The 25,289-nt window shown below is 72.1% G+C and carries 24 protein-coding genes; 13 read left to right on the top strand and 11 right to left on the bottom strand.

The window, feature by feature from the left end:
* Window positions 1-35 precede the first annotated feature (35 nt).
* The 3 genes from K1T35_RS23130 to K1T35_RS23120 are packed head-to-tail and all read left to right on the top strand — an operon-like array spanning window position 36 to window position 3,222.
* A complete protein-coding gene (locus K1T35_RS23130; RefSeq protein WP_220262183.1) occupies window positions 36-1,412 on the top strand; it encodes an extracellular solute-binding protein in 1,377 nt (458 codons plus the stop codon).
* Window positions 1,409-2,323, top strand: coding sequence for a carbohydrate ABC transporter permease (locus K1T35_RS23125; protein ID WP_255622473.1), 915 nt, complete (start codon window positions 1,409-1,411; stop codon window positions 2,321-2,323). Before K1T35_RS23130 ends, K1T35_RS23125 begins: the two co-directional genes overlap by 4 nt.
* Window positions 2,320-3,222 carry a carbohydrate ABC transporter permease gene (locus tag K1T35_RS23120; protein ID WP_255622470.1) on the top strand — a complete coding sequence of 301 codons (903 nt, stop codon included), beginning with the start codon at window positions 2,320-2,322 and terminating at the stop codon, window positions 3,220-3,222. Before K1T35_RS23125 ends, K1T35_RS23120 begins: the two co-directional genes overlap by 4 nt.
* Here the strand turns inward: K1T35_RS23120 and K1T35_RS23115 are convergent.
* Window positions 3,135-3,818 (bottom strand): TetR/AcrR family transcriptional regulator, encoded by a 684-nt coding sequence (locus K1T35_RS23115; protein ID WP_220262182.1) that lies wholly within the window; start codon window positions 3,816-3,818, stop codon window positions 3,135-3,137. The two genes, K1T35_RS23120 and K1T35_RS23115, sit on opposite strands and share 88 nt — an antisense overlap.
* Before the next feature lie 148 nt (window positions 3,819-3,966).
* On the opposite strand from K1T35_RS23115, the gene K1T35_RS23110 reads away from it, so the two are divergent.
* Window positions 3,967-4,365 carry a DUF5360 family protein gene (locus K1T35_RS23110; protein WP_220262181.1) on the top strand — a complete coding sequence of 133 codons (399 nt, stop codon included), beginning with the start codon at window positions 3,967-3,969 and terminating at the stop codon, window positions 4,363-4,365.
* A gap of 35 nt (window positions 4,366-4,400) precedes the next feature.
* On the opposite strand, the gene K1T35_RS23105 is transcribed toward K1T35_RS23110, so the two are convergent.
* Window positions 4,401-5,258 carry a LysR family transcriptional regulator gene (locus K1T35_RS23105; protein WP_220262180.1) on the bottom strand — a complete coding sequence of 286 codons (858 nt, stop codon included), beginning with the start codon at window positions 5,256-5,258 and terminating at the stop codon, window positions 4,401-4,403.
* Window positions 5,259-5,334: 76 nt separating this feature from the next.
* Between K1T35_RS23105 and K1T35_RS23100 the strand changes: the two genes are divergently transcribed.
* Window positions 5,335-6,021 carry an aspartate/glutamate racemase family protein gene (locus K1T35_RS23100; RefSeq protein ID WP_220262179.1) on the top strand — a complete coding sequence of 229 codons (687 nt, stop codon included), beginning with the start codon at window positions 5,335-5,337 and terminating at the stop codon, window positions 6,019-6,021.
* Between the two features lie 84 nt (window positions 6,022-6,105).
* Here K1T35_RS23100 and K1T35_RS23095 read toward each other — a convergent pair whose 3' ends face one another.
* From K1T35_RS23095 to K1T35_RS23065, 7 genes are read right to left on the bottom strand one after another with little or no spacing between them, the layout of a single operon-like run.
* The gene (locus tag K1T35_RS23095; protein ID WP_220262178.1) at window positions 6,106-6,483 is read right to left on the bottom strand and encodes a metal-sulfur cluster assembly factor; all 378 of its coding nucleotides are present in this window, start codon (window positions 6,481-6,483) and stop codon (window positions 6,106-6,108) included.
* On the bottom strand, window positions 6,480-6,965 hold the full coding sequence (gene sufU / locus K1T35_RS23090; RefSeq protein ID WP_220262177.1) for a Fe-S cluster assembly sulfur transfer protein SufU: 486 nt from the start codon (window positions 6,963-6,965) through the stop codon (window positions 6,480-6,482). Before sufU ends, K1T35_RS23095 begins: the two co-directional genes overlap by 4 nt.
* 4 nt (window positions 6,966-6,969) lie before the next feature.
* A complete protein-coding gene (locus K1T35_RS23085) occupies window positions 6,970-8,262 on the bottom strand; it encodes a cysteine desulfurase (protein WP_220262176.1) in 1,293 nt (430 codons plus the stop codon).
* Complete coding sequence (sufC, locus tag K1T35_RS23080) at window positions 8,262-9,032, bottom strand: Fe-S cluster assembly ATPase SufC (RefSeq protein ID WP_220262175.1); 771 nt, start codon at window positions 9,030-9,032, stop codon at window positions 8,262-8,264. Before sufC ends, K1T35_RS23085 begins: the two co-directional genes overlap by 1 nt.
* Window positions 9,033-9,060: 28 nt before the next feature.
* A complete protein-coding gene (sufD, locus tag K1T35_RS23075) occupies window positions 9,061-10,239 on the bottom strand; it encodes a Fe-S cluster assembly protein SufD (RefSeq protein ID WP_220262174.1) in 1,179 nt (392 codons plus the stop codon).
* Entirely contained in the window at window positions 10,236-11,663 is a 1,428-nt protein-coding gene (sufB, locus tag K1T35_RS23070; RefSeq protein ID WP_220262173.1) for a Fe-S cluster assembly protein SufB, read from the bottom strand. The genes sufD and sufB overlap by 4 nt, the downstream gene beginning before the upstream one ends.
* Window positions 11,660-12,409, bottom strand: coding sequence for a helix-turn-helix transcriptional regulator (locus K1T35_RS23065; protein ID WP_370645486.1), 750 nt, complete (start codon window positions 12,407-12,409; stop codon window positions 11,660-11,662). The genes sufB and K1T35_RS23065 overlap by 4 nt, the downstream gene beginning before the upstream one ends.
* 175 nt (window positions 12,410-12,584) lie before the next feature.
* On the opposite strand from K1T35_RS23065, the gene K1T35_RS23060 reads away from it, so the two are divergent.
* The 5 genes from K1T35_RS23060 to K1T35_RS23040 all read left to right on the top strand — a co-directional run bounded on the left by K1T35_RS23060 (window position 12,585) and on the right by K1T35_RS23040 (window position 18,057).
* Window positions 12,585-14,216: a serine hydrolase gene (locus K1T35_RS23060; protein ID WP_220262171.1), complete on the top strand. Its 1,632-nt coding sequence runs from the start codon at window positions 12,585-12,587 to the stop codon at window positions 14,214-14,216.
* Between the two features lie 152 nt (window positions 14,217-14,368).
* A complete protein-coding gene (locus K1T35_RS23055; RefSeq protein ID WP_220262170.1) occupies window positions 14,369-14,659 on the top strand; it encodes a hypothetical protein in 291 nt (96 codons plus the stop codon).
* Window positions 14,660-14,723: 64 nt separating this feature from the next.
* Window positions 14,724-16,322, top strand: a complete 1,599-nt coding sequence (mptB, locus tag K1T35_RS23050) for a polyprenol phosphomannose-dependent alpha 1,6 mannosyltransferase MptB (RefSeq protein ID WP_220262169.1) — start codon at window positions 14,724-14,726, stop codon at window positions 16,320-16,322.
* Between the two features lie 11 nt (window positions 16,323-16,333).
* Window positions 16,334-17,278, top strand: a complete 945-nt coding sequence (locus K1T35_RS23045; protein WP_370645485.1) for an ABC transporter ATP-binding protein — start codon at window positions 16,334-16,336, stop codon at window positions 17,276-17,278.
* Window positions 17,275-18,057 (top strand): ABC transporter permease, encoded by a 783-nt coding sequence (locus K1T35_RS23040; protein ID WP_220262168.1) that lies wholly within the window; start codon window positions 17,275-17,277, stop codon window positions 18,055-18,057. Before K1T35_RS23045 ends, K1T35_RS23040 begins: the two co-directional genes overlap by 4 nt.
* Window positions 18,058-18,083: 26 nt before the next feature.
* On the opposite strand, the gene ctaD is transcribed toward K1T35_RS23040, so the two are convergent.
* Entirely contained in the window at window positions 18,084-19,835 is a 1,752-nt protein-coding gene (gene ctaD / locus K1T35_RS23035; protein ID WP_220262167.1) for a cytochrome c oxidase subunit I, read from the bottom strand.
* Between the two features lie 145 nt (window positions 19,836-19,980).
* Here ctaD and K1T35_RS23030 point away from each other — a divergent pair, with 145 nt between their 5' ends.
* From K1T35_RS23030 to K1T35_RS23020, 3 genes are read left to right on the top strand one after another with little or no spacing between them, the layout of a single operon-like run.
* Window positions 19,981-20,946, top strand: a complete 966-nt coding sequence (locus K1T35_RS23030; RefSeq protein WP_220262166.1) for a heme A synthase — start codon at window positions 19,981-19,983, stop codon at window positions 20,944-20,946.
* Between the two features lie 7 nt (window positions 20,947-20,953).
* Window positions 20,954-21,925, top strand: coding sequence for a quinone oxidoreductase (locus K1T35_RS23025; protein WP_220262165.1), 972 nt, complete (start codon window positions 20,954-20,956; stop codon window positions 21,923-21,925).
* On the top strand, window positions 21,922-23,943 hold the full coding sequence (locus tag K1T35_RS23020) for a prolyl oligopeptidase family serine peptidase (protein WP_220262164.1): 2,022 nt from the start codon (window positions 21,922-21,924) through the stop codon (window positions 23,941-23,943). Before K1T35_RS23025 ends, K1T35_RS23020 begins: the two co-directional genes overlap by 4 nt.
* A 32-nt stretch (window positions 23,944-23,975) precedes the next feature.
* On the opposite strand, the gene K1T35_RS23015 is transcribed toward K1T35_RS23020, so the two are convergent.
* Entirely contained in the window at window positions 23,976-25,268 is a 1,293-nt protein-coding gene (locus K1T35_RS23015) for a GAF domain-containing sensor histidine kinase (RefSeq protein ID WP_220262163.1), read from the bottom strand.
* Between the last annotated feature and the right edge of the window lie 21 nt (window positions 25,269-25,289).

Genomic DNA, 25,289 nt, shown 5'->3' with positions numbered 1-25,289 from the left:
GACTTCACCAACGGCGGGAAGACGGAGGTAGCGCAGTGCTGGGAACGAGTGCAGGGCAGCGATGGCGGAGGGCGGGCGCGCTCGCCGCGGCGGGACTCATGGCGGTGACCCTCGCCGCGTGCGGCGGTGGGGACGAGGCTGACGCGTCGACCGTGACCGTCACCTTCCGCCAGTTCGGCGACGACCACGTGCAGGAGAACTTCCTCAAGGCGGCCAAGGCCGAGTTCGAGCAGGCCCGTCCGGGCACCACCATCGACCTGCAGCCCATCATCGCCTCGAACGACGACTACCCCACGAAGCTGCAGCTGCAGATGCGCTCGCCGCGCACGTCGCCCGACCTGGTCTACGAGGACACCTTCCTCATCAACTCCGACATCGAGGCCGGCTACCTGCGCCCGCTCGACGACTACATCGCCGCGTGGCCGGACTGGACCAACTTCGAGGACACCGCCAAGAACGCGGGCCGGGCCCTCGACGGCAAGACGTACGGCATCCCGACCGGGACCGACACCCGGGGCGTCTGGTTCAACAAGGAGATCCTCGCCAAGGCCGGCCTGCCCGCCGACTGGCAGCCCGCGAACTGGAACGACCTGCTGACGGCCGCCCGCACGATCAAGGCCACCGTGCCGGGCGTCATCCCGCTCAGCATCTACGCCGGCGCGACCCTGGGTGAGGCATCGTCGATGCAGGGCTTCGAGATGCTGCTCTACGGCACCGGCGACACCCTCTACGACCACGGCGCGCAGAAGTGGGTGGTGGGCAGCCAGGGCTTCCGCGACGCCCTTCAGTTCATCCAGACCGTCTACTCCGAGGGCCTCGGCGCGACGCCGCAGCAGGTCCTCACGACGGACTGGAACAACACCGTCGGCCAGGAGCAGATCCCGCAGGGCAAGGTCGCGATCGCCGTCGAGGGCTCGTGGCTGTCCAACAAGTGGGGGGAGGGCGGCGCGAACCCCTGGCCGCAGTGGAGCACGGTGATGGGCTGGACGGCCATGCCGACGCAGAACGGCCAGGCTCCCGGGAAGGTCAGCATGTCCGGCGGCTGGACATGGGCCATCCCGCAGAACGCCGACAACCCGGACCTGGCGTGGGAGTTCAGCAAGATGCTGAACGACAAGGCGCACCAGCTGAAGTTCGCGATCGACGAGGTGCAGATCCCGGTGCGCAAGGACGTCGCCGCCGACCCGACGTACGCCGCAGCGAACCCGTCGAACGAGTTCTTCGCCTCGCTCGTGCCGATCACGACCTACCGGCCGGCGTACGCGCAGTACCCGCGCGTGTCCAAGGAGATCCAGGTCGCCTCGGAGTCGGTCATCACCGGCAACGCCGATGCGGCCGGCGCGGCGCAGCGCTACGACGACCAGGTACGGGCGATCGCCGGCGACGCGGTGATCGTGGCATCCGGGTCGTGAGCACGCTCACCGCAGGCACGGGGCGCGGCGCTCGCCGCGCCCCGGCGCCTGCGTCCCTGCTGCGTGGCCTGCCGCTGGCGCCGGCCGTCGTCCTGCTCGTGCTGTTCCTCGGCTACCCGGTGGTGTACTGCATCTGGACGGCCTTCACGGACATGAAGCTGACCGGCGCCTCGGGGTACGAGTTCGTCGGGTTCGACAACTTCACCCGGGCGTTCACCAGCGCCGAATTCCACCAGTCGGCGCTGCTCACCGTGGCGTTCACGGTGATGTCGGCGATCATCGGGCAGAACGTGCTCGGGATGGTGCTCGCGCTGCTCATGCGCTCCGGGCACCGGGTGGTGCGCGCGATCGTCAGCGCGATCGTGATCGGGGCGTGGGTGCTGCCCGAGGTGGTGGCTGGTTACCTGTGGACGGCGCTGCTCGGCGACGGCGGATCGCTCAACGGACTGCTCACCGCGGTCGGCCTGCCGGCCCAGAACTGGCTCTTCACGGCGCCGATCCTCGCGGTCTCGATTGCCAACATCTGGCGCGGCACCGCGTTCTCCATGCTCGTGTACTCGGCCGCACTCTCGGAGGTGCCGAAGGAGATCGAGGAAGCCGCGAGGGTCGACGGGGCCGGCACGTGGCGACGGCTGTTCTCGGTGACGCTGCCGATGGTGCGGCGGTCCATCGCGACCAACCTCATGCTCATCACGCTGCAGACGCTGTCGGTGTTCGGCCTGATCTGGACGATGACCCGGGGCGGGCCGAGCAACCAGAGCGCCACGCTCCCGATCTACGCCTACCAGCAGGCGTTCCAGTTCGGCGACCTCGGCTACGGCACCGCGCTGGCTCTGGTCCTGCTGCTCATCGGCGGGGTCTTCTCGCTGGTCTACCTGCGTGCCCTGCGACTCGGGGAGTCCATGTCGTGACCACCGATACCCCGGAGCTCACCGCTCCCCCGGCGGCTGCCCGCGCCGGCGCGCACCGGGTCGTGCGCCGCCGTCGCTCGTCGCACGTGGTGAGCAAGCTGACCGTCAACCTCGTCCTGCTGCTGATCGCGGCCTGCTTCGTGGTGCCGCTGCTGTGGGTGGTGCTGGCCGCGTTCAACGAGTCGGCGACCCTGTCGGTGACTTGGCCGGATCCCTGGTCGCTCGGCAACTTCGGGGCCGTCCTCGACGAGGACACGACGTTCCGGCCGATGCTCAACGGGTTCATCCTGTGCGGCACCGCCACCCTCGTCACGATCGCGGCCTCGGTGCTGGCGGCGTACCCGCTCTCGCGCTACCAGTCCCGGTACAAGCGGCCGTTCCTGCTCACGATCCTGTTCACGACCGGCCTCCCGATCACCGCGATCATGGTGCCGGTGTACGGCATGTTCGTGCAGGTCGACCTGATCGACACGTACATGGGCACGATCCTGTTCATGGCGACCACCTCGCTGCCGATCGCGATCTGGCTGACGAAGAACTTCATGGACGCCGTGCCGATCGAGCTGGAGGAGGCCGCCTGGACCGACGGCGCCGCCCCGATGCAGGCGCTACGGCGGATCGTGCTGCCGCTGATGTGGCCGGGGATGTCGGTGGTGGCGATCTACACGTTCATCCACCTGTGGGGCAACTTCTTCGTGCCCTTCATCCTGCTGCAGTCCAACGACAACCTGCCGGCGTCGGTCAGCATCTTCTCGTTCTTCAGCCAGTACGGCCAGGTCGTCTACGGCCAGCTCGCGGCGTACTCGGTGATCTACTCGCTGCCTGCGCTGCTGCTGTACCTGATGCTGTCGCGCCGCCTCGGCGGGGCCTTCGCGTTCGGGGGCGCCGTCAAGGGGTGAGAAGTGGCCGGGCCCGTGAGGTCCGGCCGGCCGGGCGTCAACGCGGCCTCGAGCAGCCGGTCGAGGTGCGCGAGCTGGCGCTCGGCCGGCCAGGCCTGCGGGTCGAGGGCCGCGTGCAGGCCGATCCCGTCGACCCCTGCCATCAGCGACTCCGCAACCTCCGCCCCATGCGCGATCCCGCGCCGTCGAAGCAGCCTGACGAGCACCGCGCGCCATGCGTCGTAGCGGCGCCGGTGTTCGTCGCCAAGGCGCGCGTCCCCCATCGCGGCGCCCCAGAACGCCGTCCACACCCGCCACTCCTCCTGGCGTCGCGTGTCGAGGGGTAGTGACTCCGCCAGCGCGCCGCGCAGGTCGTCAGGAGAGTCCTGCTCCCGGAGCAGGATCCGTTCTCCCGCCGCCGCGGTGGCGGCGTCGAGCGCTGCGACGACGAGCTCCTGCCGATCCGCGTAGTAGTGCCTCACCATGCCTGTGGTGCACCCCGCCTCCGCGGCGACCGCGCGCATCGTGGCTCCGTCCACGCCACTCCTGGCGATCACCGCGCACGCGGCGCGCGCCAGGTCGGTGCGGCGCTGCGCGTGGTCCACGACTCGAGGCACGGTCCGACAATACGGCCACTCCCGGTAACATCACAGCTGTGATGCAAAAACGAGCCTGCGACGCTCCGTGACTCGCCCGACGGCCCTTCGAGCACGGCATCCCCACCGGGCCCGCACGCCGGCACCGCTGCGGGCCATCGAGACTGCGATGATCGTCACCGACCTCGGGTTCCTCGCCTACTGGACGGTCACGGCCCTGCGGCTCCTGCCGGACGAGGTGCTCTTCGCCGACCACCACGATCCACGGGTGATCGCCTGGAACTGGTCGTTCCTCCCGCTCGACCTCCTGGTCAGCGCCACCGGGATCGCCGCTGTCGCGCTCCGGCGGTGCGGCTCACGGGCGTGGCACCCGTTGATGCTCGTCTCGCTCACCCTCACCGCGACGGCCGGGCTGATGGCGCTCGCGTACTGGGCGTTGCGCGGGGAGTTCGACATCACGTGGTGGGCCCCGAACCTGTTCTTGCTGCTCTACCCCGTCCCAGCCCTCGCATGGCTCATGATCTGCCCCACCGCTGGCGCCCGACCTCCGCGGTCGCCGGAACCCTGAGCGCCCGTCGCCCCACGAGAGGCCGCCCGGACAGCTCACCGGAGCGCCGCCAGCACCGCCGCGACCGCGGGCACCCACTCGACCCCCGGGCGGTGGAGCACGCCCACCGTCCGCGGGGCGAGCGCGGGGTCGGAGTGGGCGCGCACGCCGTCGACGGTGGCGGCGCGCAGCGCCATCTCCGGCAGGAGTGACACGGCCACCCCGCGGGCGACGAGCGCCTGCACCGCGACGTAGTCGTCGGTGACGTGCCGGATGTCCGGGGTGAAGCCGGCGGCCGCGCTGGCCGCGAGGAGGTTCGCGCGGCAGCGCTCGCACCCGGCGACCCACACCTCGTCGCGTAGCGCGGCGAGGTTCTCGACGCCGGGATGGGCGGCGGGGAGCACGATCCGCACCGGGTCCGTCCCGAGCGGATGCCACGCGAGATCCGGCTCCGCGGCCTGCCCCGGGTAGCGGAATGCGAGCGCGAGATGCACCGCGTTGGATCGCACGAGCGCGGCGGCCTCCGGCGGCTCGGCCTCCTCCACACGCAGCTGTACGCCAGGAGCGCATGCGCGCAACTCAGCGGCGATTGCGGGCACGACGACCGCTCCAGCGGAGGGAAACGCCGCCATCCGGACCGTCCCCACACCCAGCCCGACCAGCTCATCGACCTCCTCGCGGGCCGACCGCAGGGCCGCGTCCACCGCGTCCGCGTGCCGGAGCACGGCCGCCCCCGCCTCGGTCGGGACGACGCCGGTCGGACCGCGCACCAGGAGCGGCGTGCCCGCCTCGCGCTCGAGCGCGGCGAGCTGCTGGCTCACCGCGGGCTGCGTCCAGCCCAGCTCACGGGCACCCGCGCTGATCGAGCCCACGCGTACGACCGCACGGAAGGTGAGCAATCGCCTGGGATCCACGCCATAAGCATGGCCGATGGATGCTCCAAGGAGAACACGGCTTCCTATGGCGTGCCCGCCGCCGCACGATGAGCGCATGCGACGAATCGGCGTGATAGGCGGGATGAGCTGGTACTCGACGGCCGAGTACTACCGGGTGATCAACGAGCGGGTGCAGGAGCGGCTGGGCGGGCACCACAGCGCCGACCTGCTGGTGCACTCGCTCGACTTCGCCGAGATCCGGCAGTGCCAGATCGACGGCGACTGGGAGCGGGCCGGGAAGATCATGGCGACGAGCGCGGCGGGCCTCGCCGGGGCGGGCGCGCAGCTGGTGGTGCTCGCCACCAACCTCATGCACAAGGCGGCGGGCGCGATCGAGGACGCGATACCGGTCCCGTTCCTGCACATCGCCGACGCGGTGGGCCATGAGGCGACGCGGCTGGGCGCGCGGCAGATCGGCCTGCTCGGCGCGAGCCCGGTCCTGACGGACGGCTTCTACACCGAGCGGCTGGCCCGCCACGGCATCGGCACGGTCGTGCCCGACGCGCCCACCAGGGCGCGGCTCGACGAGATCATCTTCGACGAGCTCACGGTGGGCGAGGTGCGCCCGGAGTCCCAGGCCGAGCTGCTGGCCGCCGTGGAAGGTCTCGCCGCAGACGGGGCGCAGGCAGTGGCCTTGGCATGCACGGAACTGGAGCTGGCGGTCATGACCGCCAAGGTGCCGCTGATCGCGACGGCCCGAACCCACGCCCTGGCGGCCGCCGAGCGCGCCCTGGCAGCATGATCAGCCCGACTTCACACACCGAGTCCCCGCTTCACACAGGGCCGGCCCTGTGTGAAGCGGGGACTGCGTGTGTGAAGTTGACGCCTATACCCGGAAACCCAGGGCGCGGAGTTGTTCCCGGCCCTCGTCGGTGATCTTGTCGGGGCCCCATGGCGGCATCCAGACCCAGTTGATCTTGATGTCGTCCACGAGGCCGGGCCCGATGAGAGCGCCCCTTGCCTGCTCCTCGATGACGTCGGTCAGCGGGCAGGCCGCCGACGTGAGCGTCATGTCGATGGTGGCGACGCCGTTCTCGGCCTGGATGCCGTAGACGAGCCCGAGGTCGACGACATTGATGCCGAGCTCGGGGTCGACCACGTCCTTCATGGCCTCCTCCAGGTCGTCGATCGACACCGCGTCCGACGACGGGGGCGGCTCGGGCATCCCGGCCGCGCCACGCACGACCTCTTCCGTCTCGCTCATGTGGTTGCCTCCTCCGCCACGACGGTACCCGCCGTGCCGTTCGCGGGACCGGTCTCGGCACGGGCGACTGCGTCCTTGAACGCCATCCACCCGAGCAGCGCGCACTTCACGCGCGCCGGGTAGCGGGCCACGCCTGCGAACGCGACGCCGTCGCCGAGCACGTCCTCGTCGGGCTCGACCTGGCCGCGGCCCTGCGCCATCTCCTGGAACGCGGCGAGCACGTCGCGGGACTCCTCGACCGACCGGCCGACCACGAGGTCGGTGAGCACCGACGCCGAGGCCTGGCTGATCGAGCAGCCGAGGGTCTCGTACGAGACGTCGGCGATCTTCTCGCCGTCCAGCTTGACCCGAAGCGTGATCTCGTCGCCGCAGGTCGGGTTGATCTGGAACGACTCGGCGTCGAACGGTTCGCGCAGGCCGGCACCGTGCGGTGACCGGTAATGGTCCAGGATGATCTCCTGGTACATCTGTTCCAGCTGCATAGCGTCAGCTCACCCCGAAGAACTCGCGGGCCGCGCGCACGCCGTCGATCAGCGCGCCGACCTCATCGGGGGTGTTGTACACCGCGAACGACGCCCGCACGGTGGCCGCCACGCCGAAGCGCCGGTGCAGCGGCCACGCGCAGTGGTGTCCCACCCGGACGGCGACCCCGCGGTCGTCGAGCACCTGGCCGGCGTCGTGGGCGTGCACCCCCTCGACGACGAACGCCACGGTGCCGCCGCGCTGTTCCAGCGACCGGGGCCCGATGATCCGCACGCCGGGCACCTCGGCGAGGCCGTCGAGGGCGGCCTGGGCGAGCTGCAACTCGTGGGCGTGCATCCGGCCCATGCCGATGCCCGACAGGTAGTCCACCGCGGCACCCAGGCCCACGGCCTGCGACGTCATCGGCACGCCCGCCTCGAACCGCTGCGGCGGCGGCGCGTAGGTGGAGCCCTCCATCCGCACCAGCTCGATCATCGACCCGCCGGTGAGGAATGGCGGCATCGCGGCAAGGAGCTCCGCGCGGCCGTACAGCACGCCGATGCCGGACGGGCCGAGCATCTTGTGCCCGGAGAAGGCGGCGAAGTCGATGCCCAGGTTCGTCAGGTGCACCGGCATGTGCGGCACGGACTGGCACGCGTCGAGCAGAGTGAGCGCACCGACCGCCTGCGCCCGCCGCACCAGCTCCGCCACCGGCAGGATCGTGCCGAGCACGTTGGACTGGTGGGCGAACGCCACCAGCTTCGTGCGCTCGGACAGCTCGATCGAGTCGAGGTCGAGCCTGCCATCGTCGTCGACCGCGTACCACCGCAGCGTGGCACCGGTGCGGCGGCAGAGCTCCTGCCACGGCACCAGGTTGGCGTGGTGCTCCAGCTCGGTGATCACGATCTCGTCGCCGGGGCCGAGCGCGAACCGCTCGGTCTCGGGGCCGAGCCCGGTGCGCACCGACGAGTTGCTCATCGCGTAGGCGACGAGGTTGATCGCCTCGGTGGCGTTCTTGGTGAACACCACCTCGCCTGGGTCGGCGCCGACGAACGCGGCGATCCGCGCCCTCGCCGACTCGTAGGCGTCGGTGGCCTCCTCGGCGAGCTGGTGGGCGCCACGGTGGACGGCCGCGTTGTGCTGCTCGAGGAACGCCCGCTCGGCGTCGAGCACCTGTCGCGGCCGCTGCGAGGTGGCCCCCGAGTCGAGGTAGACCAGTGGCCTCCCGTCGCGGACGGTGCGGGTGAGGATCGGGAAGTCCGCCCGGATCTTCCCGATGTCCAGCCCCGCCAGATCGGGGGCCTCGAGAGCGGTCATCAGACCGCCGCCTCGGCCTTCCCGCCCGTGAACCGCACGTACCCGCTGCGCTCGAGCTCGTCGGCGAGCTCGGGGCCGCCGGACTCGACGACCCGGCCGCCTGCGAACACGTGCACGCGGTCGGGGCGGATGTGCTGCAGGATCCGGGTGTAGTGCGTGATCAGCAGCACGCCGGTGTCGCTGCCCTCGCTGTAGCGGTTCACGCCCTCGGACACGACGCGCAGCGCGTCGACGTCGAGGCCGGAGTCGGTCTCGTCGAGGATGGCGAACTTCGGCTTCAGCAGCGCGAGCTGCAGCACCTCGTGGCGCTTCTTCTCGCCGCCGGAGAAGCCCTCGTTGACCGAGCGCTCGGCGAAGTCCGGGTCGATGTCGAGGTCGCTCATCGCGCCCTTGACCTCCTTGACCCAGGTGCGCAGCTTCGGCGCCTCGCCGCGGACGGCGGTGGCGGCCGACCGCAGGAAGTTGGACATCGACACGCCGGGCACCTCGACCGGGTACTGCATGGCGAGGAAGAGGCCCGCGCGGGCGCGCTCGTCGACGGTGAGGGCCAATAGGTCCTGACCGTCGAGCGTGACGGTGCCCGAGGTGATCTCGTACTTCGGGTGGCCGGCGATGGCGTAGGCGAGCGTGGACTTGCCGGACCCGTTGGGTCCCATGATCGCGTGCGTCTCGCCGGTGCTGACCCTGAGGTCGACGCCCTTCAGGATCTCCTTGGCACCGTCGTCGGTCGCGACCGAGACGTGCAGGTCCTTGATCTCCAGGGTGGACATGTTCTGTGGATGCTCCGTGGTGGTGGGGTCAGACGCCGGTCACTGCGAGCTCGGCCTCGACGGCCGCTTCGAGGCGCTCGCGAAGCTCGGGCAGGGTGATCTTGGACAGGATCTCGCCGAAGAAGCCGCGGACGACGAGCCTGCGGGCCACGTCCTCGGGGATGCCGCGGCTCTGCAGGTAGAACAGCTGCTCGTCGTCGAACCGGCCGGTGGCGCTGGCGTGGCCGGCGCCGGTGATCTCGCCGGTCTCGATCTCCAGGTTGGGCACCGAGTCGGCACGGGCGCGTTCGGTGAGCACCAGGTTGCGGTTGAACTCGAACGTCTCGGTGGCCTCGGCGGCGGCCCGGATCACCACGTCACCGATCCAGACGGTGTGCGCCCCGTCGCCCTGCAGCGCGTTCTTGTAGAGCACGTCCGAGCGGCAGTGCGGCACCGAGTGGTCGACGAGCAGCCGCTGCTCCAGGTGCTGGCCGGCGTCGGCGTAGCCGAGCCCACGCAGCTCGGCGTCGCCGCCGGGGCCGGTGTAGCTGACGGTCTCGCCGACCCGTACCAGGTCGCCGCCGAGGAACACGACCGTGGAACGCAGGGTGGCGTCGCGCCCCACCGACAGGTGGCGGGCGCCCAAGTGCACGGCGTCGTCGGCCCACTCCTCGGTGACCACGAGCTCCAGGCGCGAGCCCTCGGCGAGCACGACCTCGAGGTTGTCGGCGACGGTGCCCGAACCGCGATGCTCGACCACGACCGTGGCCTCGGTGTGCAGGGTGGTGCGCAGCTGCAGGTGGCCCGAGGCGCTGCGCCCCTCCCCCGGTCCGGTGACCGTGATCGTGACGGGCCCTGGCGTGCCGTCGAGGGTGACGACGGTGGCCTCGCGGAAGGCCGACCACGCGGCGGCGGCGACCCGGTCGGCCGGGACACCGCCCGCACCGAGGCGCTGGTCGTCGCGGCCGACGGTCTCCACGGTGACGCCGTCCCCAGCCGAGACCTCGACCTTCGTCGAGGCGTCGAGGGACGCCGACCCGTCGTGCAGGCCGCGCAGCCGGCGCAGCGGGGTGAACCGCCAGTTCTCCTCGCGACCGCCGGGGACCTCGAACGCCTCGACGTCGTAGGACGTGAAGCGATCGATCGCCGACGCGATCGGCGACTCTCCCTGGCCCTTCTTCGCGCCCTTCAGCTCGGGTGCGAGGCCGGCAACTTCTGGAGCCGTCATCCGACAGCGCCCTCCATCTGCAGCTCGATCAGCCGGTTCAGCTCCAGCGCGTACTCCATGGGGAGCTCGCGCGCGATGGGCTCGACGAACCCGCGCACGACCATGGCCATGGCCTCGTCCTCGGTGAGGCCGCGGCTCATCAGGTAGAAGAGCTGGTCGTCGCTCACCTTCGAGACCGTGGCCTCGTGGCCCATCGTGACGTTGTCGTTGCGCACGTCGACGTACGGGTAGGTGTCGGACCGCGAGATCGTGTCGACCAGCAGCGCGTCGCACTTCACCGTGGACCGGCTGTGGTGGGCCCGCGGGTTGACCTGCACGAGGCCGCGGTAGGAGGTGCGGCCACCGCCGCGCGCCACCGACTTCGAGATGATCGTCGAGGACGTGTGCGGCGCAAGGTGCACCATCTTCGCCCCGGCGTCCTGGTGCTGGCCCTCGCCCGCGAACGCGATCGAGAGCACCTCGCCCTTGGCGTGCTCACCCATCAGCCAGACGGCTGGGTACTTCATGGTGACCTTGGAGCCCAGGTTGCCGTCGACCCACTCCATGGTGGCGCCCTCTTCGGCCTTGGCCCGCTTCGTCACCAGGTTGTAGACGTTGTTCGACCAGTTCTGGATGGTCGTGTAGCGGCAGCGGCCGCCCTTCTTCACGATGATCTCGACGACCGCGGAGTGCAGCGAGTCGGTCTTGTAGATCGGCGCGGTGCAGCCCTCGACGTAGTGCACGTAGGCACCTTCGTCGACGATGATCAGCGTCCGCTCGAACTGGCCCATGTTCTCGGTGTTGATCCGGAAGTAGGCCTGCAGCGGGATGTCGACGTGCACGCCAGGCGGCACGTAGATGAACGACCCGCCTGACCACACCGCCGAGTTCAGCGCGGAGAACTTGTTGTCGCCCGCCGGGATGACCGAGCCGAAGTACTCCTTGAACAGCTCCGGGTGCTCGCGCAGCCCGGTGTCGGTGTCCAGGAAGATGACGCCCTGCTGCTCCAGGTCCTCGCGGATCTGGTGGTAGACGACCTCGGACTCGTACTGCGCCGCGACACCCGCCACCAGCCGGGCCTTCTCCGCCTCTGGGATGCCCAGCCTGTCGTAGGTATTCTTGATGTCCTCGGGCAGCTCCTCCCAGGAGGTGGCCTGCTTTTCCGTGGACCGCACGAAGTACTTGATGTTGTCGAAGTCGATGTCCGACAGGTCGGCGCCCCAGCGCGGCATCGGCTTGCGCTCGAACAGGTCGAGGGCCTTGAGCCGGAAGTCGAGCATCCACTTCGGCTCGTTCTTCATCTGGGAGATGTCGGCCACGACGTCGGCCGAGAGGCCACGACGGGCGGAGGCGCCAGCGACGTCGGAGTCCGCCCAACCGAATGCGTATCGGCCGAGCGTCGCGAGCGTCTCCTCCTGGGTGAGTGCCTCAGGAGCGGTGGTCATTCGGGCTGCCTCCCTGCGGGGACGGTGGTGGGATCGAGCTTCCGCCGGACGTCGGGAGAGTCCAGCGGAACGTGGGTGGTGCACGCGGAGTCGCCGCGGGCAATGGTGGCCAATCGCTGCACGTGGGTGCCGAGCAGGGCAGCGAACGCCTGGGTCTCGGCCTCGCACAGTTCGGGAAACGCGGCCGCGACGTGGGCCACCGGGCAGTGGTGCTGGCACAGCTGCACGCCGGTGCGCGACTCGCGGGCCTGCGCCGCGTAGCCGCGCGCGGTGAGCAGCGCGGCGAGGGCCTCTGCCCGCTCGTCCGGCCGGGCCGCCGCCGTGACCTGCTGCGCACCGGACGCGAGCAGCGCGTCCACCCGGCTGCGGGCGAACCCGCGCACCGCGGACTCGCCACCGTGCTCCGCGAGGTAATGCAGCGCGGCTACGGCCAGCTCGTCGTACCCGTGGCCGAACCGGGCCCGGCCAGCATCGGTGAGCAGGTACTCCCGCGCCGGGCGGCCTCGCCCCCGCGGGCCCCGCCGGGGCGCCTCGCGTACCTCGGCCTCCCCGTCGGCGAGCAGCGCGTCGAGGTGGCGCCGCACGGCAGCGGCCGACAGCTCCAGCTCCGCGGCGACGGCCGCCGCCGTGATCGGGCCCTGCTCCATCAGCAGCCGGGAAACGGCCTCGCGCGTGCGGCCCTCACCGGTCGACGCACCCTCCAGCGGGCGGACGTCGACCGGCACGGCAGGCCGGGCGCTTTTCACAACACCAGTCTTGCGTATATCCCCCGCCAGGGCAAAGCCGCCCCCACCCCAGGTGAGGACACTCACGCCCGGCGCGCGGTCGGGGTCGCCGCAGGTCGGAAGGGGGGTTGACCCCCCGCACTCCCGGCGGCTGGCCGGATTGATCGTTCCAGACCCTGATCGTGACGCTGCTCACGTGCGAATCCGGGTTGTCTTCGCAGTGGTCCTCGGTCTGCTCGTCGGCGGGGTCGGGACGGCCGGCAGTGCGTGGGCCGCGCCCCCCAACGCGCTCGATCCCGGCGCGGTCAGGGCGTTCATGGACCGCGTCGTGCCCGAGCAGCTGCACCGGCTGCGGCTGCCCGGGGCTTCGGTCGCCGTCGTGGCGGGCGGGCGGCAGGTGTTCGCCGGGGGCTACGGCGTCGCCGACCTCGACACGGGCCGTCCGCTCGACGACCGCACCCCCGTCCACCTCGACTCGATCAGCAAGCTGTTCGCGGCCACGGCGGCGATGCAGCTCGTCGCCCGCGGCGAGCTCGACCTGCACAGCGACGTGAACGGCTACCTGACCGGGTTCGAGGTGCCGGACACCTTTCCCGGCCGGCCGGTCACACTGGCGCACCTGCTCACGCACACCGCGGGATTCGAGGAGCGCAACGCGGGCAACACGGGTGCCACCCGCAGGCCGCTCGGCGAGTACCTCGCCGCACACCAGCCCGCCCGGGTCCGCCCGCCCGGCCAGCTGCCCTCCTACTCCAACTACGGCATCGCACTGGCCGGTCACATCGTGGAACTGCGCGCCGGCGTGCCGTTCGAGCGCTACGTCGAGGAGCACGTCTTCCGCTCCCTCGACATGGCCGGCAGCACGTTCGACCAGTCCGCCACGCACCCGCTGCGGGCCGATGTGGCCCGCAACCACCGGCCGGACGGCGACGGCTCGTCGGTCGTCCAAGCCCCGGTCCCACCGTCGTACGACTTCATGTTCCCGTCCGGTTCGGCCATCGCACCGGCCGCCGACATGGCCCGGTTCATGCTCGCCGAACTGCAGGGCGACGCCCGGCTACTGGACGACGGCGCGCTCCGCGCGATGCAGGACCGGCAGTTCGCGGTCGACCCCCGGCTGCCCGGCATGGGCTACGCGTTCCAGCGCGGCGTGCTCGGCGGGCACCCGACGGTCGGGCACGACGGCGACGGCCTCGGCTCGCACAGCGTGATGGCCTTGTTCCCCACGCTCGGGGTGGGGGTGTTCGCGGCGGTGAACGGGGACGGCATCGACGTCGGTGGCGCCGCGGGGCTCCACGAACTGCTCCGGCGGTTCGCCGACGAGCTCCTCCCGCCAGGCCCGATCGGCCATTCGACGTATCCGGTAGTGGCCGCCGCGCCCGCCACCGAGGCGGCCGGCCTCTACCGCTACACCCGAATCAGCACGTCCGACCCGTCCCGCCTGCTCGCGAAGGCGCTGACCGACGTGCGGGTGGAGCCGGGCCCCGACGGTTCGCTCACCACCGTCGGCCCGGTGCTCCACGACCTCCCGGACCGCGTCCGCTGGGTGCCCGTCGGGGAACGGCTCTACCGGGCGGACAGCCGCACGGAGCTGCTCACGTTCGGCGCGGACGGCAGTTACCTCGCCACCGGTGACGACGCCACCGTGGCGTGGGAACGCGTGTCGTGGTGGCAGGACACCACATTGCACCTCGGGCTCGCCCTCGCCGCGACGGCCGGGCTGCTGTCGACGCTGGCGTGGCCTGCCGCTGCGCTCGTCCGCCGTCGGCGGGTGCCGGTGGGCGCCGCGCGACTCGCTAGTGTCCCGAACCGGAAGTCCGGTGCATAAATCGGCGGATCCAGGTTTCCGCTGGGTGCGCCGGCGGGCCGGCCTCGTACCGGGCGTACTCGGCCGGTTCGCCGGTGCGCCCAGCGGGAAGCTGGGCCGTCGAGTTATGTGGTGGACTTCCGGTTCGGGACACTAGGTGGCTCGCCGGGGCGATGGCCGTGCTGATCGTGGCGTTCCTCGGCTTCGCGGCGTGGCTGGCGATGCCGCTCGACCGGTTCATCGACGCGCTCATCGGCGGCACTCCTGCCCTCACGGTGCTGCAGGCCCTGCCTTTCCTCGCCGCCGTCTGCGCGCTCGGGGTGCTGGTGTCGGCCGCGCTCGCGTGGCGGCACCGGTGGTGGTCGGCGCCGGCCCGCCTGCACTACACGGCGGTCGCGCTCGCGGGCGTCGCCTTCCTGGCAGTGGCCTGGGAGTACAACTTCCTCACCCTGCCGGGTGTCTGACCCGTCACACCCGTTCGGACACGGGGTGACCAACCCGCGTGCGGCACTGGATACGCTGCCCTCCATGGTCGCCCGGGAGCTCGACACCGCAGAAACTGCAGCGGTGCCCGCTCCGTCGCGCGTTCGCGACCCCAGCCGGATGCCGCGACTGGTCGGGCTCACCGGCACCCTCCTCATGGCGATCGGCGGGCTCGGGGCCGGTGCGCTGCCGGTGCCCAACCCCCTGTTCGGGCTGCGGCTGCTCGGCCTGCCCAGCCGCAACACCACCATCGCGATCGCCGTCACCTACACCGGCATCTGCCTGCTGGTGCTCGCGTGGCTGTGGGTCGGCAAGATGCTGCGCGCACGCGGCGCCGTAGCGCCCGCGCCCACTCCGGCACAGCTCGCCCGCACCGCCGTGATGTGGGCCGTGCCGCTCGCGCTGGCCCCGCCGCTCTTCTCCCGCGACGTCTACAGCTACCTCGCGCAGAGCGCCACCCTCGCCCGCGGCCTCGACCCGTACGTGCTCGGGCCGGCCGAGGCGCTCGGCGTCGACGACCCGCTCACCCGCAGCATCCCCACGATCTGGCGCGACACCCCCGCGCCGTACGGGCCGCTGTTCCTGATCATGGGCCGCGGGATCACGGCCCTGTCGGGCAACGACATCGTGCTCGGCATCTTCGAGTACCGGCTGCTCGCGTTCGCCGGCCTCGGCCTCATGGTGTGGGCGCTGCCGAAGCTGGCCCGGCGCTGCGGGCTCGACACCGGCCTCGCGATGTGGCTCGGCCTCGCCAACCCCCTCGTCCTGTTCCACCTCGTGAGCGGCATCCACAACGAGGCGCTCATGGTCGGCCTGATGCTCGCCGGCTTCGAGATCGGGCTGCGCGCGGGCGACCGGCTGCTCGACCGCAACCTGCTGGCAGGCGCGCTGCTCATCATCGCGGCCTCGGCGATCAAGCTGCCGGCCATCCTCGCGCTGGGCTTCCTCGGCATGGAGTGGGCCCGCCGTCGGGGCGGGCGGATCACGCACGTCGTCCCCGTCGCCGGGCTTTTCGGCCTCCTCGCCGTGGCCTGCTACCTCCCGATGTCGGTGGGCATGGGCGTCGGGATCGGCTGGCTGACGACGCTCGACATCCCCCAGCTCATCCGGAGCTGGATGTCGGTCACCACCGACCTCGGCATGATCGGCGGGCAGGTCGGCATCCTGGCACGGCTGGGCGACCACACCGACGCCGTGCTCGCCGTGTCCCGCAACATCGGCCTTGCGGCGTCGGCCGTGCTCCTCGTCGTGCTGCTCTTCGCCGTCCTGCGCGGCCGCGTCGAGCCGATCACCGGCATGGGCACGGCGCTCGGCGCCGTGGTGCTGCTCGGCCCGGTCGTGCACCCCTGGTACCTGCTTTGGGCCGCCATCCCGCTCGCCGCCACCCGCGGGCTGCCCCGCTACCGGCGCGCCGCGCTCGCCGCGTCGGCCGTCCTCGCCGTACTGGTACCGCCCACCGGCGCCGACTTCCAGTTCCGCGCGTTCCAGCTCCCGATGTCGATCATCGCCGGGATCGGGATCCTGCTGGTCTTCCTGCTCGTGCTGCGCCGCCACCTCGCCGGCCAGAGCGGCCACGACATCGACGTGCTGCCCGGCCGGGCCCCCGTTCCCGCCCCTGTCCCCGTGCGCGAGACCACGCCTTAAGCTCGTCGATCGTGAGTACCGTGCGGTCGACTGCCGGGCCGCCCGCCGTGACGGTTCGGGGCCTGGTGAAACGCTACGGCCGCACCACCGCGGTCGACGGCCTCGACCTCGAGCTGGGCACCGGGTCCGTCCTCGCGCTGCTCGGACCCAACGGCGCGGGCAAGACCACCACCGTCGAGGTCTGCGAGGGATTCCTGCGCGCCGACGCGGGCGAGGTGCGCGTGCTGGGCGTCGACCCCGCGGGCGCCCCCGACGCCCTGCGCGCCCGCATCGGCGTGATGCCGCAGGGCGGCGGTGCCTACCCGGGCGTGCACGCCGCCGAGATGCTCCGCCTCGTCGCCGCATGCTCCGCACACCCCCTCGAGGTCGGCTGGCTCACCGCAGTGCTCGGGCTCGACTCCTGCGCACGCACCCCGTACAAACGGCTGTCCGGCGGGCAGCAGCAGCGCCTCGCACTGGCCTGCGCCATCGTCGGCCGGCCCGAGCTGGTATTCCTCGACGAGCCGACAGCCGGGATGGACCCGCAGGGCCGCAGGCTGGTCTGGGAACTGATCCGCGCGCTGCGCCGCGACGGCGTGTCCGTGCTGCTCACCACGCACCTGATGGAGGAGGCGGAGGCGCTCGCCGATCACGTCGTGATCGTCGACGCCGGGCGGGTCGTGGCGCAGGGCTCCCCCGCCGCGCTCACCGCCACCGGTGGCCAGCAGGAGCTGCGCTTCCGCGCCCGGCCCGGCATGGACGTCGCCGAGCTCGCCGCGGCGCTCCCCGCCGGGTACGGCGCCGACGAGCCGGTCGCAGGGCGCTACGTCGTGCAGGGCCGCATCGACCCGCACGTGCTGTCCACCATCACGTCATGGTGCGCCACACACGGCGCACTCGCCGACGACGTGCAGGTCGCGCGCCGCAGCCTCGAAGACGTGTTCCTCGAGCTCACCGGGCGGGAGCTGCGCTCATGACGCCACCTTTGTTCCCCGCGGGCACGTTCACGCCCCGGCCAGGGCCCGGGTCACCACTGCGGATGCTCGCCGCCCAGTCGGCCACCGAGCTGCGGCTCGCGCTGCGCCACGGCGAGCAGGTGCTGCTCACGGTGCTGATCCCGATCGTCCTGCTGGTGGGGCTCACCCTGCTGGCCGTGGTGCCGCTGCCGGAGCCGCGGATCGACGCCGTGGCGCCGGGGGTGCTCGCGCTCGCCGTGATGTCCACCGCGTTCACCGGGCAGGCGATCGCACTCGGTTTCGACCGCCGCTACGGGGTGGTGCGCAGGCTCGCCGCCACGGCGCTCCCCCGCTGGCTGCTCGTGGCCGGGCGGCTCGTCGCCGTGCTCGGCGTGGTCGCGGTGCAGATCGTCGTGCTCGGGGCGATCGCCGCCGCGCTGGGCTGGCGCCCCGCGCCTGCGGGCGTCGGCTGGGGGTTGCTGCTCGTGCTGCTGGGCTGCGCCGCCTTCGCCGCGCTCGGGATCCTGCTCGGCGGGACGCTGCGCGCCGAGATCACCCTTGCCGTGGCCAACCTGGTGTGGTTCGTGCTGCTGCTCGCGGGCGGCATCGTGATCCCCGTCGACCAGCTGCCGGGCCCGCTCGCCGTCGTGGCGGCGGCCCTGCCGTCCGGCGCGCTGGCCGATGGCCTGCGCGACACCCTCGCCACCGGCGCGCCCCCGGCCGCCGCCACGGTGCTGGTGCTGCTCGTATGGACGGCGGCCGCGAGCGCGCTCGCCGTCCGCATAGTCCGCCTCCGGTAGCGCCGTGTCGGCAGAGCGGTCTCAGGTCAACGCGACCGCGGGTCCTCGTCCGGGTGCGTCTCCCGAGCGACGGAGTGGGCGAGTTCCTCGGATGGGGCAGGCCGCCATCCGATGTGGGCCTCCCCCCGGTAGCGCTCGACGAGATGCGGGTAGTGCAGCTCGAACGCTGGGCGCTCCGACCGGATCCGCGGCAGCTCGGTGAAGTTGTGCCGCGGCGGCGGGCAGGACGTCGCCCACTCCAGGGAGTTGCCGAAGCCCCACGGGTCGTCGACCGTGACCACGCGGCCGAAGCGGTAGCTGCGGAAGACGTTCCAGACGAACGGCAGCACCGACGCGCCCAGCACGAACGCGCCGATCGAGGAGATCGCGTTCAGCACGCCGAAGCCGTCGATCGGCAGGTAGTCCGCGTAGCGGCGGGGGAAGCCCTCGTTGCCGAGCCAGTGCTGCACCAGGAACGTCAGGTGGAAGCCGACGAACGTGAGCCAGAAGTGGACCTTGCCCCACGTCTCGTCGAGGAATCGGCCGGTCATCTTCGGGAACCAGAAGTAGATGCCGGCGTACGTGGCGAACACGATCGTGCCGAACAGCACGTAGTGGAAGTGCGCCACCACGAAGTAGGTGTCGGACACGTGGAAGTCCAGCGGCGGCGAGGCCAGCAGGATGCCGGTCAGCCCGCCGAACAGGAAGGTGGCGAGGAAGCCGACGCTGAACAGCATCGGCGTCTCGAACGTGACCCGCCCGCGCCATATCGTGCCGATCCAGTTGACGAACTTGATGCCCGTCGGCACGGCGATGAGGAACGTGGTGAGCGAGAAGAACGCGAGCAGCACGGCGCCGGTGGCGAACATGTGGTGGGCCCACACCACGGAGGACAAGGCGGTGATCGCGATCGTCGCGAAGACCATGCCGTTGTAGCCGAAGAGCGGCTTGCGGCTGAACACCGGGATGACCTCGGTGACGATCCCGAAGAACGGCAGCGCGACGATGTAGACCTCGGGGTGGCCGAAGTACCAGAACAGGTGCTGCCAGAGGATCGCGCCGCCGTTGGCCGGGTCGAACACGTGGGTGCCGAGGTGCCGGTCGGCCAGTATCCCGAACAGCCCGGCCGTCAGCACCGGGAACGCGATCAGGATCAGGATCGCGGTCGCGAGGATGTTCCAGCAGAAGATCGGCATCCGGAACATCGTCATCCCGGGCGCCCGCATGCAGATGATCGTCGTGGTGAAGTTGACCGCGCCGAGGATGGTGCCGAGCCCGGAGACGATCAGCCCGACGGCCCAGAGGTCGCCGCCGCTGCCCGGTGAGAAGGACTCGTTGTGCAGGGGTGCGTAGGCGAACCAGCCGAAGTCGGCCGCCCCGCCCGGGGTGAGGAACCCGGACATCACGATGAGCCCGCCGAACAGGAACAGCCAGTACGAGAACGCGTTCAGCCTGGGGAACGCCACGTCGGGGGCGCCGATCTGCAGCGGCACGATGTAGTTCGCGAAACCGAAGAGGATCGGCGTCGCGTACAGCAGCAGCATGATCGTGCCGTGCATGGTGAACAGCTGGTTGTACTGCTCGTTCGACAGGAACTGCAGGCCCGGCACCGCCAGCTCACCGCGGATCAGCAGCGCCATCGCCCCACCGACCATGAAGAACCCGAACGACGTGACCAGGTACAGGATCGCGATGTCCTTCGGGTCCGTCGTGCGCAGCATCTTCGCGAAGGTCGCGCCCTTCGGCACTTTGCGGGCCGGATACGGCGGCGTGATCGGTTTCGGCTCGACGGCGGTCATCGGTGCCTCCCCACGGTGGGCTGCAGGAACGACGGTAGGACCCGGCGACCGGCCTGTCAGCCCCCCGATCGACGGGTGCCCGGCCGAGCACCGCCCCATGCACCGTCCACGCCGATCTTCCGCACCCGTCTTCTACGATGTGTCGATGACCCGCTCCACCCTGCTCGACCGCCTGCCGGCCGTCAGCCCTCCGGTGATGCGAGCGCTCGCGATCGCCGCCGTCGTGGCGCAGGCCGGTATCGCGGTCACGGGGTCGGTCGTGCGGGTCACCGGCTCCGGGCTGGGCTGCCCGACGTGGCCGGAGTGCTTCCCCGGCAGCCTGGTCCCCACCCCGCACCCCGAGGTCGAACCCCTCACCCAGTGGATCGAGTTCGGCAACCGGATGCTCACCGGCGTCGTCGTGCTGGTGGCCGGCGCATGCCTCCTCGCCGCGCTGGCCACCCGGCCGCGGCGGGCCCGGCTCACCCGGCTCGCCCTCGTGCAGCCGCTCGGCGTGATCGCCCAGGCCGTGATCGGCGGCGGTGTGGTGCTGCTCGGCCTGGTGTGGTGGAGCGTCAGCGTGCACCTGCTCGTCTCGATGATCCTGGTCTGGCTCGCGATGCAGCTGGTGGCGGCCGCATCCGACGGTGCGGGCCCCCCGCGCAGGCTGGTGCCGGGCCCCGTCCGCGGGCTCGCCGCCACGAGCACCGCCGTCCTCGCCGCGGTGCTCGTTGCCGGATCGTTCGTCACGGCGGCGGGTCCCCACGCAGGCGACGCGCAGACCCCGCGGCTCCAGCTGAGCGTCGAGACCGTGGCGCAGGTGCACTCCGAGCTACTGGTCGGCTACCTCGGCCTGCTCGTCGGGCTGGGCTTCGCACTGCGCGCCGTCGCCGCCCCGGCCCGGGTGCTGCGCCGGTACGCCGTGCTGGTGGCGGTCGTGCTCGCGCAGGGGCTGCTCGGCGGCATCCAGTACGCGCTCGGCGTGCCGGAGGTCCTCGTCTCGCTGCACGTGCTCGGCGCCGCGCTCGTCACGGTGGCCGCGGCCGCGCTCTGGGCCTCGCTCACCGAGCGGACCGCGCTCCCCGCGCCCACCCCGGCCCGCGCGCCCGCACTGGCCGATCGCGGGGCATGATCGGGCCGTGCGCGCGATCCAGATCAGCTCGGCAGGTGGCCCCGACGTCCTGACGCAGGCAGAGCTGCCCGACCCGCAGGCGGGGCCCGGCACGCTCCTCGTTGAGGTGGCGGCGGCCGGCGTCAACTACATCGACACCTACCAGCGCGAGGGCATCTACCCGATGTCCCTGCCCTACGTGCCCGGCCTGGAGGGCGCGGGCCGGGTAAGGGCGGTCGGCGAGGGCGTCACCGAGTTCGCGGTGGGCGACCGCGTGGCGTGGTCGGAGAACCTCGGCAGCTACGCCGAGCTGGTGGCCGTCGCCGCCGACAAGGCCGTGCCCGTGCCCGACGCACTGTCCGACGAGGTGGCGGCGGCCGCGCTGCTGCAGGGAATGACCGCCCATTCGTTCGCGACCGAGACGCACGCGGTGCAGGCCGGTGAGGACGTGCTCGTGCACGCCGCCGCGGGCGGCCTCGGGCTGATGCTCACCCAGATCGCCGTGGGCCGTGGCGCCCGCGTGATCGGCACGGTGTCCACGCCGGAGAAGGAGGAGCTGGCCCGCGGGGCAGGCGCCGCCGACGTCATCCGCTACACGGAGGTGGACGATCTCGCCGCCGCCGTCCGGGAGCTCACCGGCGGCGCGGGCGTGCACGTGGTCTACGACAGCGTCGGAGCCACCACGTTCGACGCGAGCCTCGCCTCGCTGCGCCGCCGCGGGATGCTCGTGCTCTGTGGGGCGAGCAGCGGCCCCGTGCCGCCGGTCGATCCGCAGCGGCTCAACGCGGCGGGCTCGGTGTACCTCACGCGTCCCAAGCTGTTCGACTACGTCGCCACCCGCGAGGAGCTGACGGCCCGCGCGGCGGCCGTCTACTCCGCGGTGGCCGACGGAACGCTCGACGTGCGGATCGGCCGGCGCTACCCACTCGGCGAGGCCCGCGCCGCCCACGAGGACCTGCAGGCCAGGCGCACCACGGGCAAGCTGCTGCTGATCCCGTGACCGGCACGCCGTTCCACGACCTGCAGGACTTCCTGGCCCTCCCCCGGCTCCGCGGCCTGGTTCTCTCCCCCGACGGCACCCGCCTCGTCACCACCGTCGCGACCCTCGACCCGGAGCGCAGCCGACTTCGCACCGCGCTGTGGGAGATCGACCCGGCCGGGGCCCGGCCCGCACGCCGGCTCACCCGCGGCGCGGCGGGCGAGTCCGCGCCCGTCTTCACCTCGGACGGTGACCTGCTGTTCGCCTCCGCCCGACCCGATCCCGAGGGCAAGGAGCCGCCGCCGGACGCCCCGGCGGCGCTGTGGCGGCTGCCAGCGGCCGGTGAGGCCAAGGTGGCAGGCACCCGGCCGGGCGGGCTCGCGGCGCCCGCCGTCGCCCGCGGCGCGGGCACGGTGGTCGCCACGTCGATGACCCTGCCCGGGGCGGCATCGGGAGACGAAGACGCCGAGCGGCGCAAGGCCCGCCGCGACCGCAAGGTCAGCGGGATCCTGCACGCCGGCCACCCGGTGCGGTTCTGGGACGCCGACATCGGCCCGGACGAGCCTCGGCTGGTGGCGGCCGACCTGCCACCGGACGGTCCCGCGGAGTGGCGCGACCTCACCCCGGCCCCCGGCGACGCGCTGGTCGAGACCGACCACGACATCACCCCGGACGGCCGCACGGTCGTCACCGGCTGGCGGGTGGCCGAGCCGCGCGGCGCAACCCGCGGCGTCCTCGTCGCGATCGACGTGGCCACGGGCGAGCGGCGGGTCCTCGCCGACGACCCCGGGTACGAGTTCGGCGGGCCGGTCGTGAGCCCGGACGGCACACGGGTGGTGTGCTGGCGGGAGTCGCTGTCCACGCCGACGTCACCGACGGACATCCGGCTGGTCGTGCTCCCGCTCGCGGGCGGAGAGGCGCGCGAGGTCGCCCCGGGCTGGGATCGCTGGGCCGGCGGACCCCGATGGACGCCCGACGGTGGCGCCCTGCTCGTGGTCGCCGACGACGGCGGCCGCGCCCCGGTCTTCCGTGTCGAGGTCGCCGACGGTGGCGTCACCCGGCTCACCGGCGACGACGCCGCGTACAGCGATCTCGCCGTCGCTCCGGACGGGCAGGCGGTCTACGCGCTGCGCAGCAGCGTGGACGCCCCGCCCGCCCCGGTCCGGCTGGACCCGGCGACCCCCGGCCAGCAACCGGTCGCGCTACCCGGCCCCGCACCGGAGCCCGCCCTTCCGGGCTCGCTCACCGAGGTGCACGCGTCCGCGGCCGACGGCACGCCGCTGCGCGCGTGGCTCGTATTGCCCGCCGGGGCATCCGCCGACTCGCAGGCGCCGCTCCTGCTCTGGGTGCACGGTGGGCCGCTGTCCAGCTGGAACTCGTGGCACTGGCGGTGGAACCCGTGGCTGCTCGCGGCCCGCGGGTACGCCGTGCTGCTCCCCGACCCGGCCCTGTCCACCGGCTACGGGCTGGACTTCGTGGCAAGGGGCTGGGGTGAGTGGGGCGCAGCGCCCTACACCGACCTGATGGCGATCACGGACGCGGCGCTCGCGCGGCCCGATCTGGACGCCGGGCGCACCGCCGCGATGGGTGGTTCGTTCGGCGGCTACATGGCCAACTGGATCGCCGGCCACACCGGCCGCTTCCGCGCGATCGTCACGCACGCGAGCCTCTGGGCGCTCGACCAGTTCGGCCCCACCACCGACATGCCGTCCTACTGGCTGCGCGAGATGACCCCGGAGATGGCCGAGCGCAACAGCCCGCACCGCTTCGCCGACGCGATCGCCACCCCGATGCTCGTGATCCACGGCGACCGCGACTACCGCGTTCCCGTCGGGGAGGCGCTGCGGCTGTGGTGGGACCTCGTGGCGCGGCACACCGGTGACCCCGCCGACCTGCCGCACCGGTTCCTGCTCTTCCCGGACGAGAACCACTGGGTCCTCACGCCGCAGAACGCGGCCGTCTGGTACGAGACCGTCACCGCGTTCCTCGACCACCACGTCCTCGGGAAGGACTGGCAGACGCCGGAGCTGCTGCGCTAGTGGGGAGCACTAGCTCCGGCCGTAGATCGGAGTCAGCCGAAGCCGGAGCGGAGATCCAGCGGGAGGTCGACCTCCACGCACGTGCCCGAGTCGATGGCCGTCCGCACCGAGAGCCGCCCGGACAGCGCCTCGACCCGATCCTTGAGCCCCACGAGGCCGGACCCGCCCGAGAGGTCGGCCCCGCCCCTGCCGTCGTCGCAGATCCGAAGGTGCAGGGTCCCGTTGCGCACGTCCCCCGAGACCTCGACCGACACGTCGACGACCGACGCGGCGGCGTGTTTCGCGGCGTTGGTCAACGCCTCGGAGACGACGTAGTAGGCGGCGATCTCGACCTGCTCGGGAAGCCGGCCCTCGCCCCGCACGTCGAGGCGCACGGGGACGGTCGAGCGGCGGGCGAGCGCCCTGAGCACCGGGCGCAGCCCGCCCTCGGCGAGGACCGCCGGGTGGATTCCCCTGGCGAGCTCGCGCAGCTCGTCCACCGCGGCGGTCGCCTGGTCGACCAGATCGTCGAGCTGTCCGCGCAGGCCGTCGGCGTCAGGCGGCGCCGCGGCCTGCACCGCGCGCAGCTGCATCGCGAGCGCGACCAGCCGCTGCTGGGCGCCGTCGTGCAGGTCTCGCTCGATGCGGCGCCGGGTGTTGTCGGCGGCGGCCACGATTCGCGCCCGCGACGCGGTCAGCTGCGCCTGGCTCTCGGCATTGGCGATCGCAGTGGCGACCAACTCGGCGAAGTTGCCCAGCCGCGCCTCGGTATTCGCCGGGAAGCGCTGCTCCTGCGTGGAGGCCACGCTCATGTGGCCCCACAACCGGCCCTCGACCGTGATCGGCACCCCGACGGACGAACGGACGCCGCGCACGCGGGCGGCGTCGGCGGGCTCGCCTGCGGCGTCGCCGTAGTCGTCGATCCGCGCCGTCCGGCCGGTCTCCCTCACGAGTGTGGACACGTTCCGCCCGCCGAGATGCCACCGGGTTCCGACCGGAAAGGCCACGACGGAGCCCGGGCTGGCCCACGCACCCACGACCGTGGTGGCCGAGCCGTCCGGGTCGTACCGGTTCAGCTGTGACAGTGGGGCGGCGAGAAGTTGCCCGACCTCCGAGACGACCGCACCGAAGACCTCCTCCGGCCGGGCGGCCCTTGCGACCAGCGTCGCCACCCGGCGCAGCGCGGCCTGCTCGGCCGCGAAGCCCCGCAGCTCCCGCCTCGCCCGCTCACGGACGACCAGCCCGCTCGCCGCCGCGATCGACACCGCGATCGACGCGGGGAGCGACATCGTCCACAGGGCCTGACCCCGCGGAGTGCGCCGCCGAGCGGGCCTGCGAGCCGCCATGACGGCCTCCGCTCTCCGTAG

The organism is Pseudonocardia sp. DSM 110487, assembly GCF_019468565.1.
In the GTDB taxonomy this organism is placed as follows: Bacteria; Actinomycetota; Actinomycetes; order Mycobacteriales; family Pseudonocardiaceae; genus Pseudonocardia.
Note: the sequence above shows the minus strand (reverse complement) of the source record. Positions and strands in the feature narration are given on the sequence as shown.

Excerpts from the sequence above, each read along its gene's own strand:
- K1T35_RS23110 (WP_220262181.1), top strand. The coding sequence starts at position 3,967 with ATGATCGTCACCGACCTCGGGTTCCTCGCCTACTGGACGGTCACGGCC.
- K1T35_RS23100 (WP_220262179.1), top strand. The coding sequence starts at position 5,335 with ATGCGACGAATCGGCGTGATAGGCGGGATGAGCTGGTACTCGACGGCC.
- K1T35_RS23095 (WP_220262178.1), bottom strand. The coding sequence starts at position 6,483 with ATGAGCGAGACGGAAGAGGTCGTGCGTGGCGCGGCCGGGATGCCCGAG.
- sufU (WP_220262177.1), bottom strand. The coding sequence starts at position 6,965 with ATGCAGCTGGAACAGATGTACCAGGAGATCATCCTGGACCATTACCGG.
- K1T35_RS23085 (WP_220262176.1), bottom strand. The coding sequence starts at position 8,262 with ATGACCGCTCTCGAGGCCCCCGATCTGGCGGGGCTGGACATCGGGAAG.
- sufC (WP_220262175.1), bottom strand. The coding sequence starts at position 9,032 with ATGTCCACCCTGGAGATCAAGGACCTGCACGTCTCGGTCGCGACCGAC.
- sufD (WP_220262174.1), bottom strand. The coding sequence starts at position 10,239 with ATGACGGCTCCAGAAGTTGCCGGCCTCGCACCCGAGCTGAAGGGCGCG.
- sufB (WP_220262173.1), bottom strand. The coding sequence starts at position 11,663 with ATGACCACCGCTCCTGAGGCACTCACCCAGGAGGAGACGCTCGCGACG.
- K1T35_RS23055 (WP_220262170.1), top strand. The coding sequence starts at position 14,369 with ATGGCCGTGCTGATCGTGGCGTTCCTCGGCTTCGCGGCGTGGCTGGCG.
- mptB (WP_220262169.1), top strand. The coding sequence starts at position 14,724 with ATGGTCGCCCGGGAGCTCGACACCGCAGAAACTGCAGCGGTGCCCGCT.
- K1T35_RS23040 (WP_220262168.1), top strand. The coding sequence starts at position 17,275 with ATGACGCCACCTTTGTTCCCCGCGGGCACGTTCACGCCCCGGCCAGGG.
- ctaD (WP_220262167.1), bottom strand. The coding sequence starts at position 19,835 with ATGACCGCCGTCGAGCCGAAACCGATCACGCCGCCGTATCCGGCCCGC.
- K1T35_RS23030 (WP_220262166.1), top strand. The coding sequence starts at position 19,981 with ATGACCCGCTCCACCCTGCTCGACCGCCTGCCGGCCGTCAGCCCTCCG.
- K1T35_RS23015 (WP_220262163.1), bottom strand. The coding sequence starts at position 25,268 with ATGGCGGCTCGCAGGCCCGCTCGGCGGCGCACTCCGCGGGGTCAGGCC.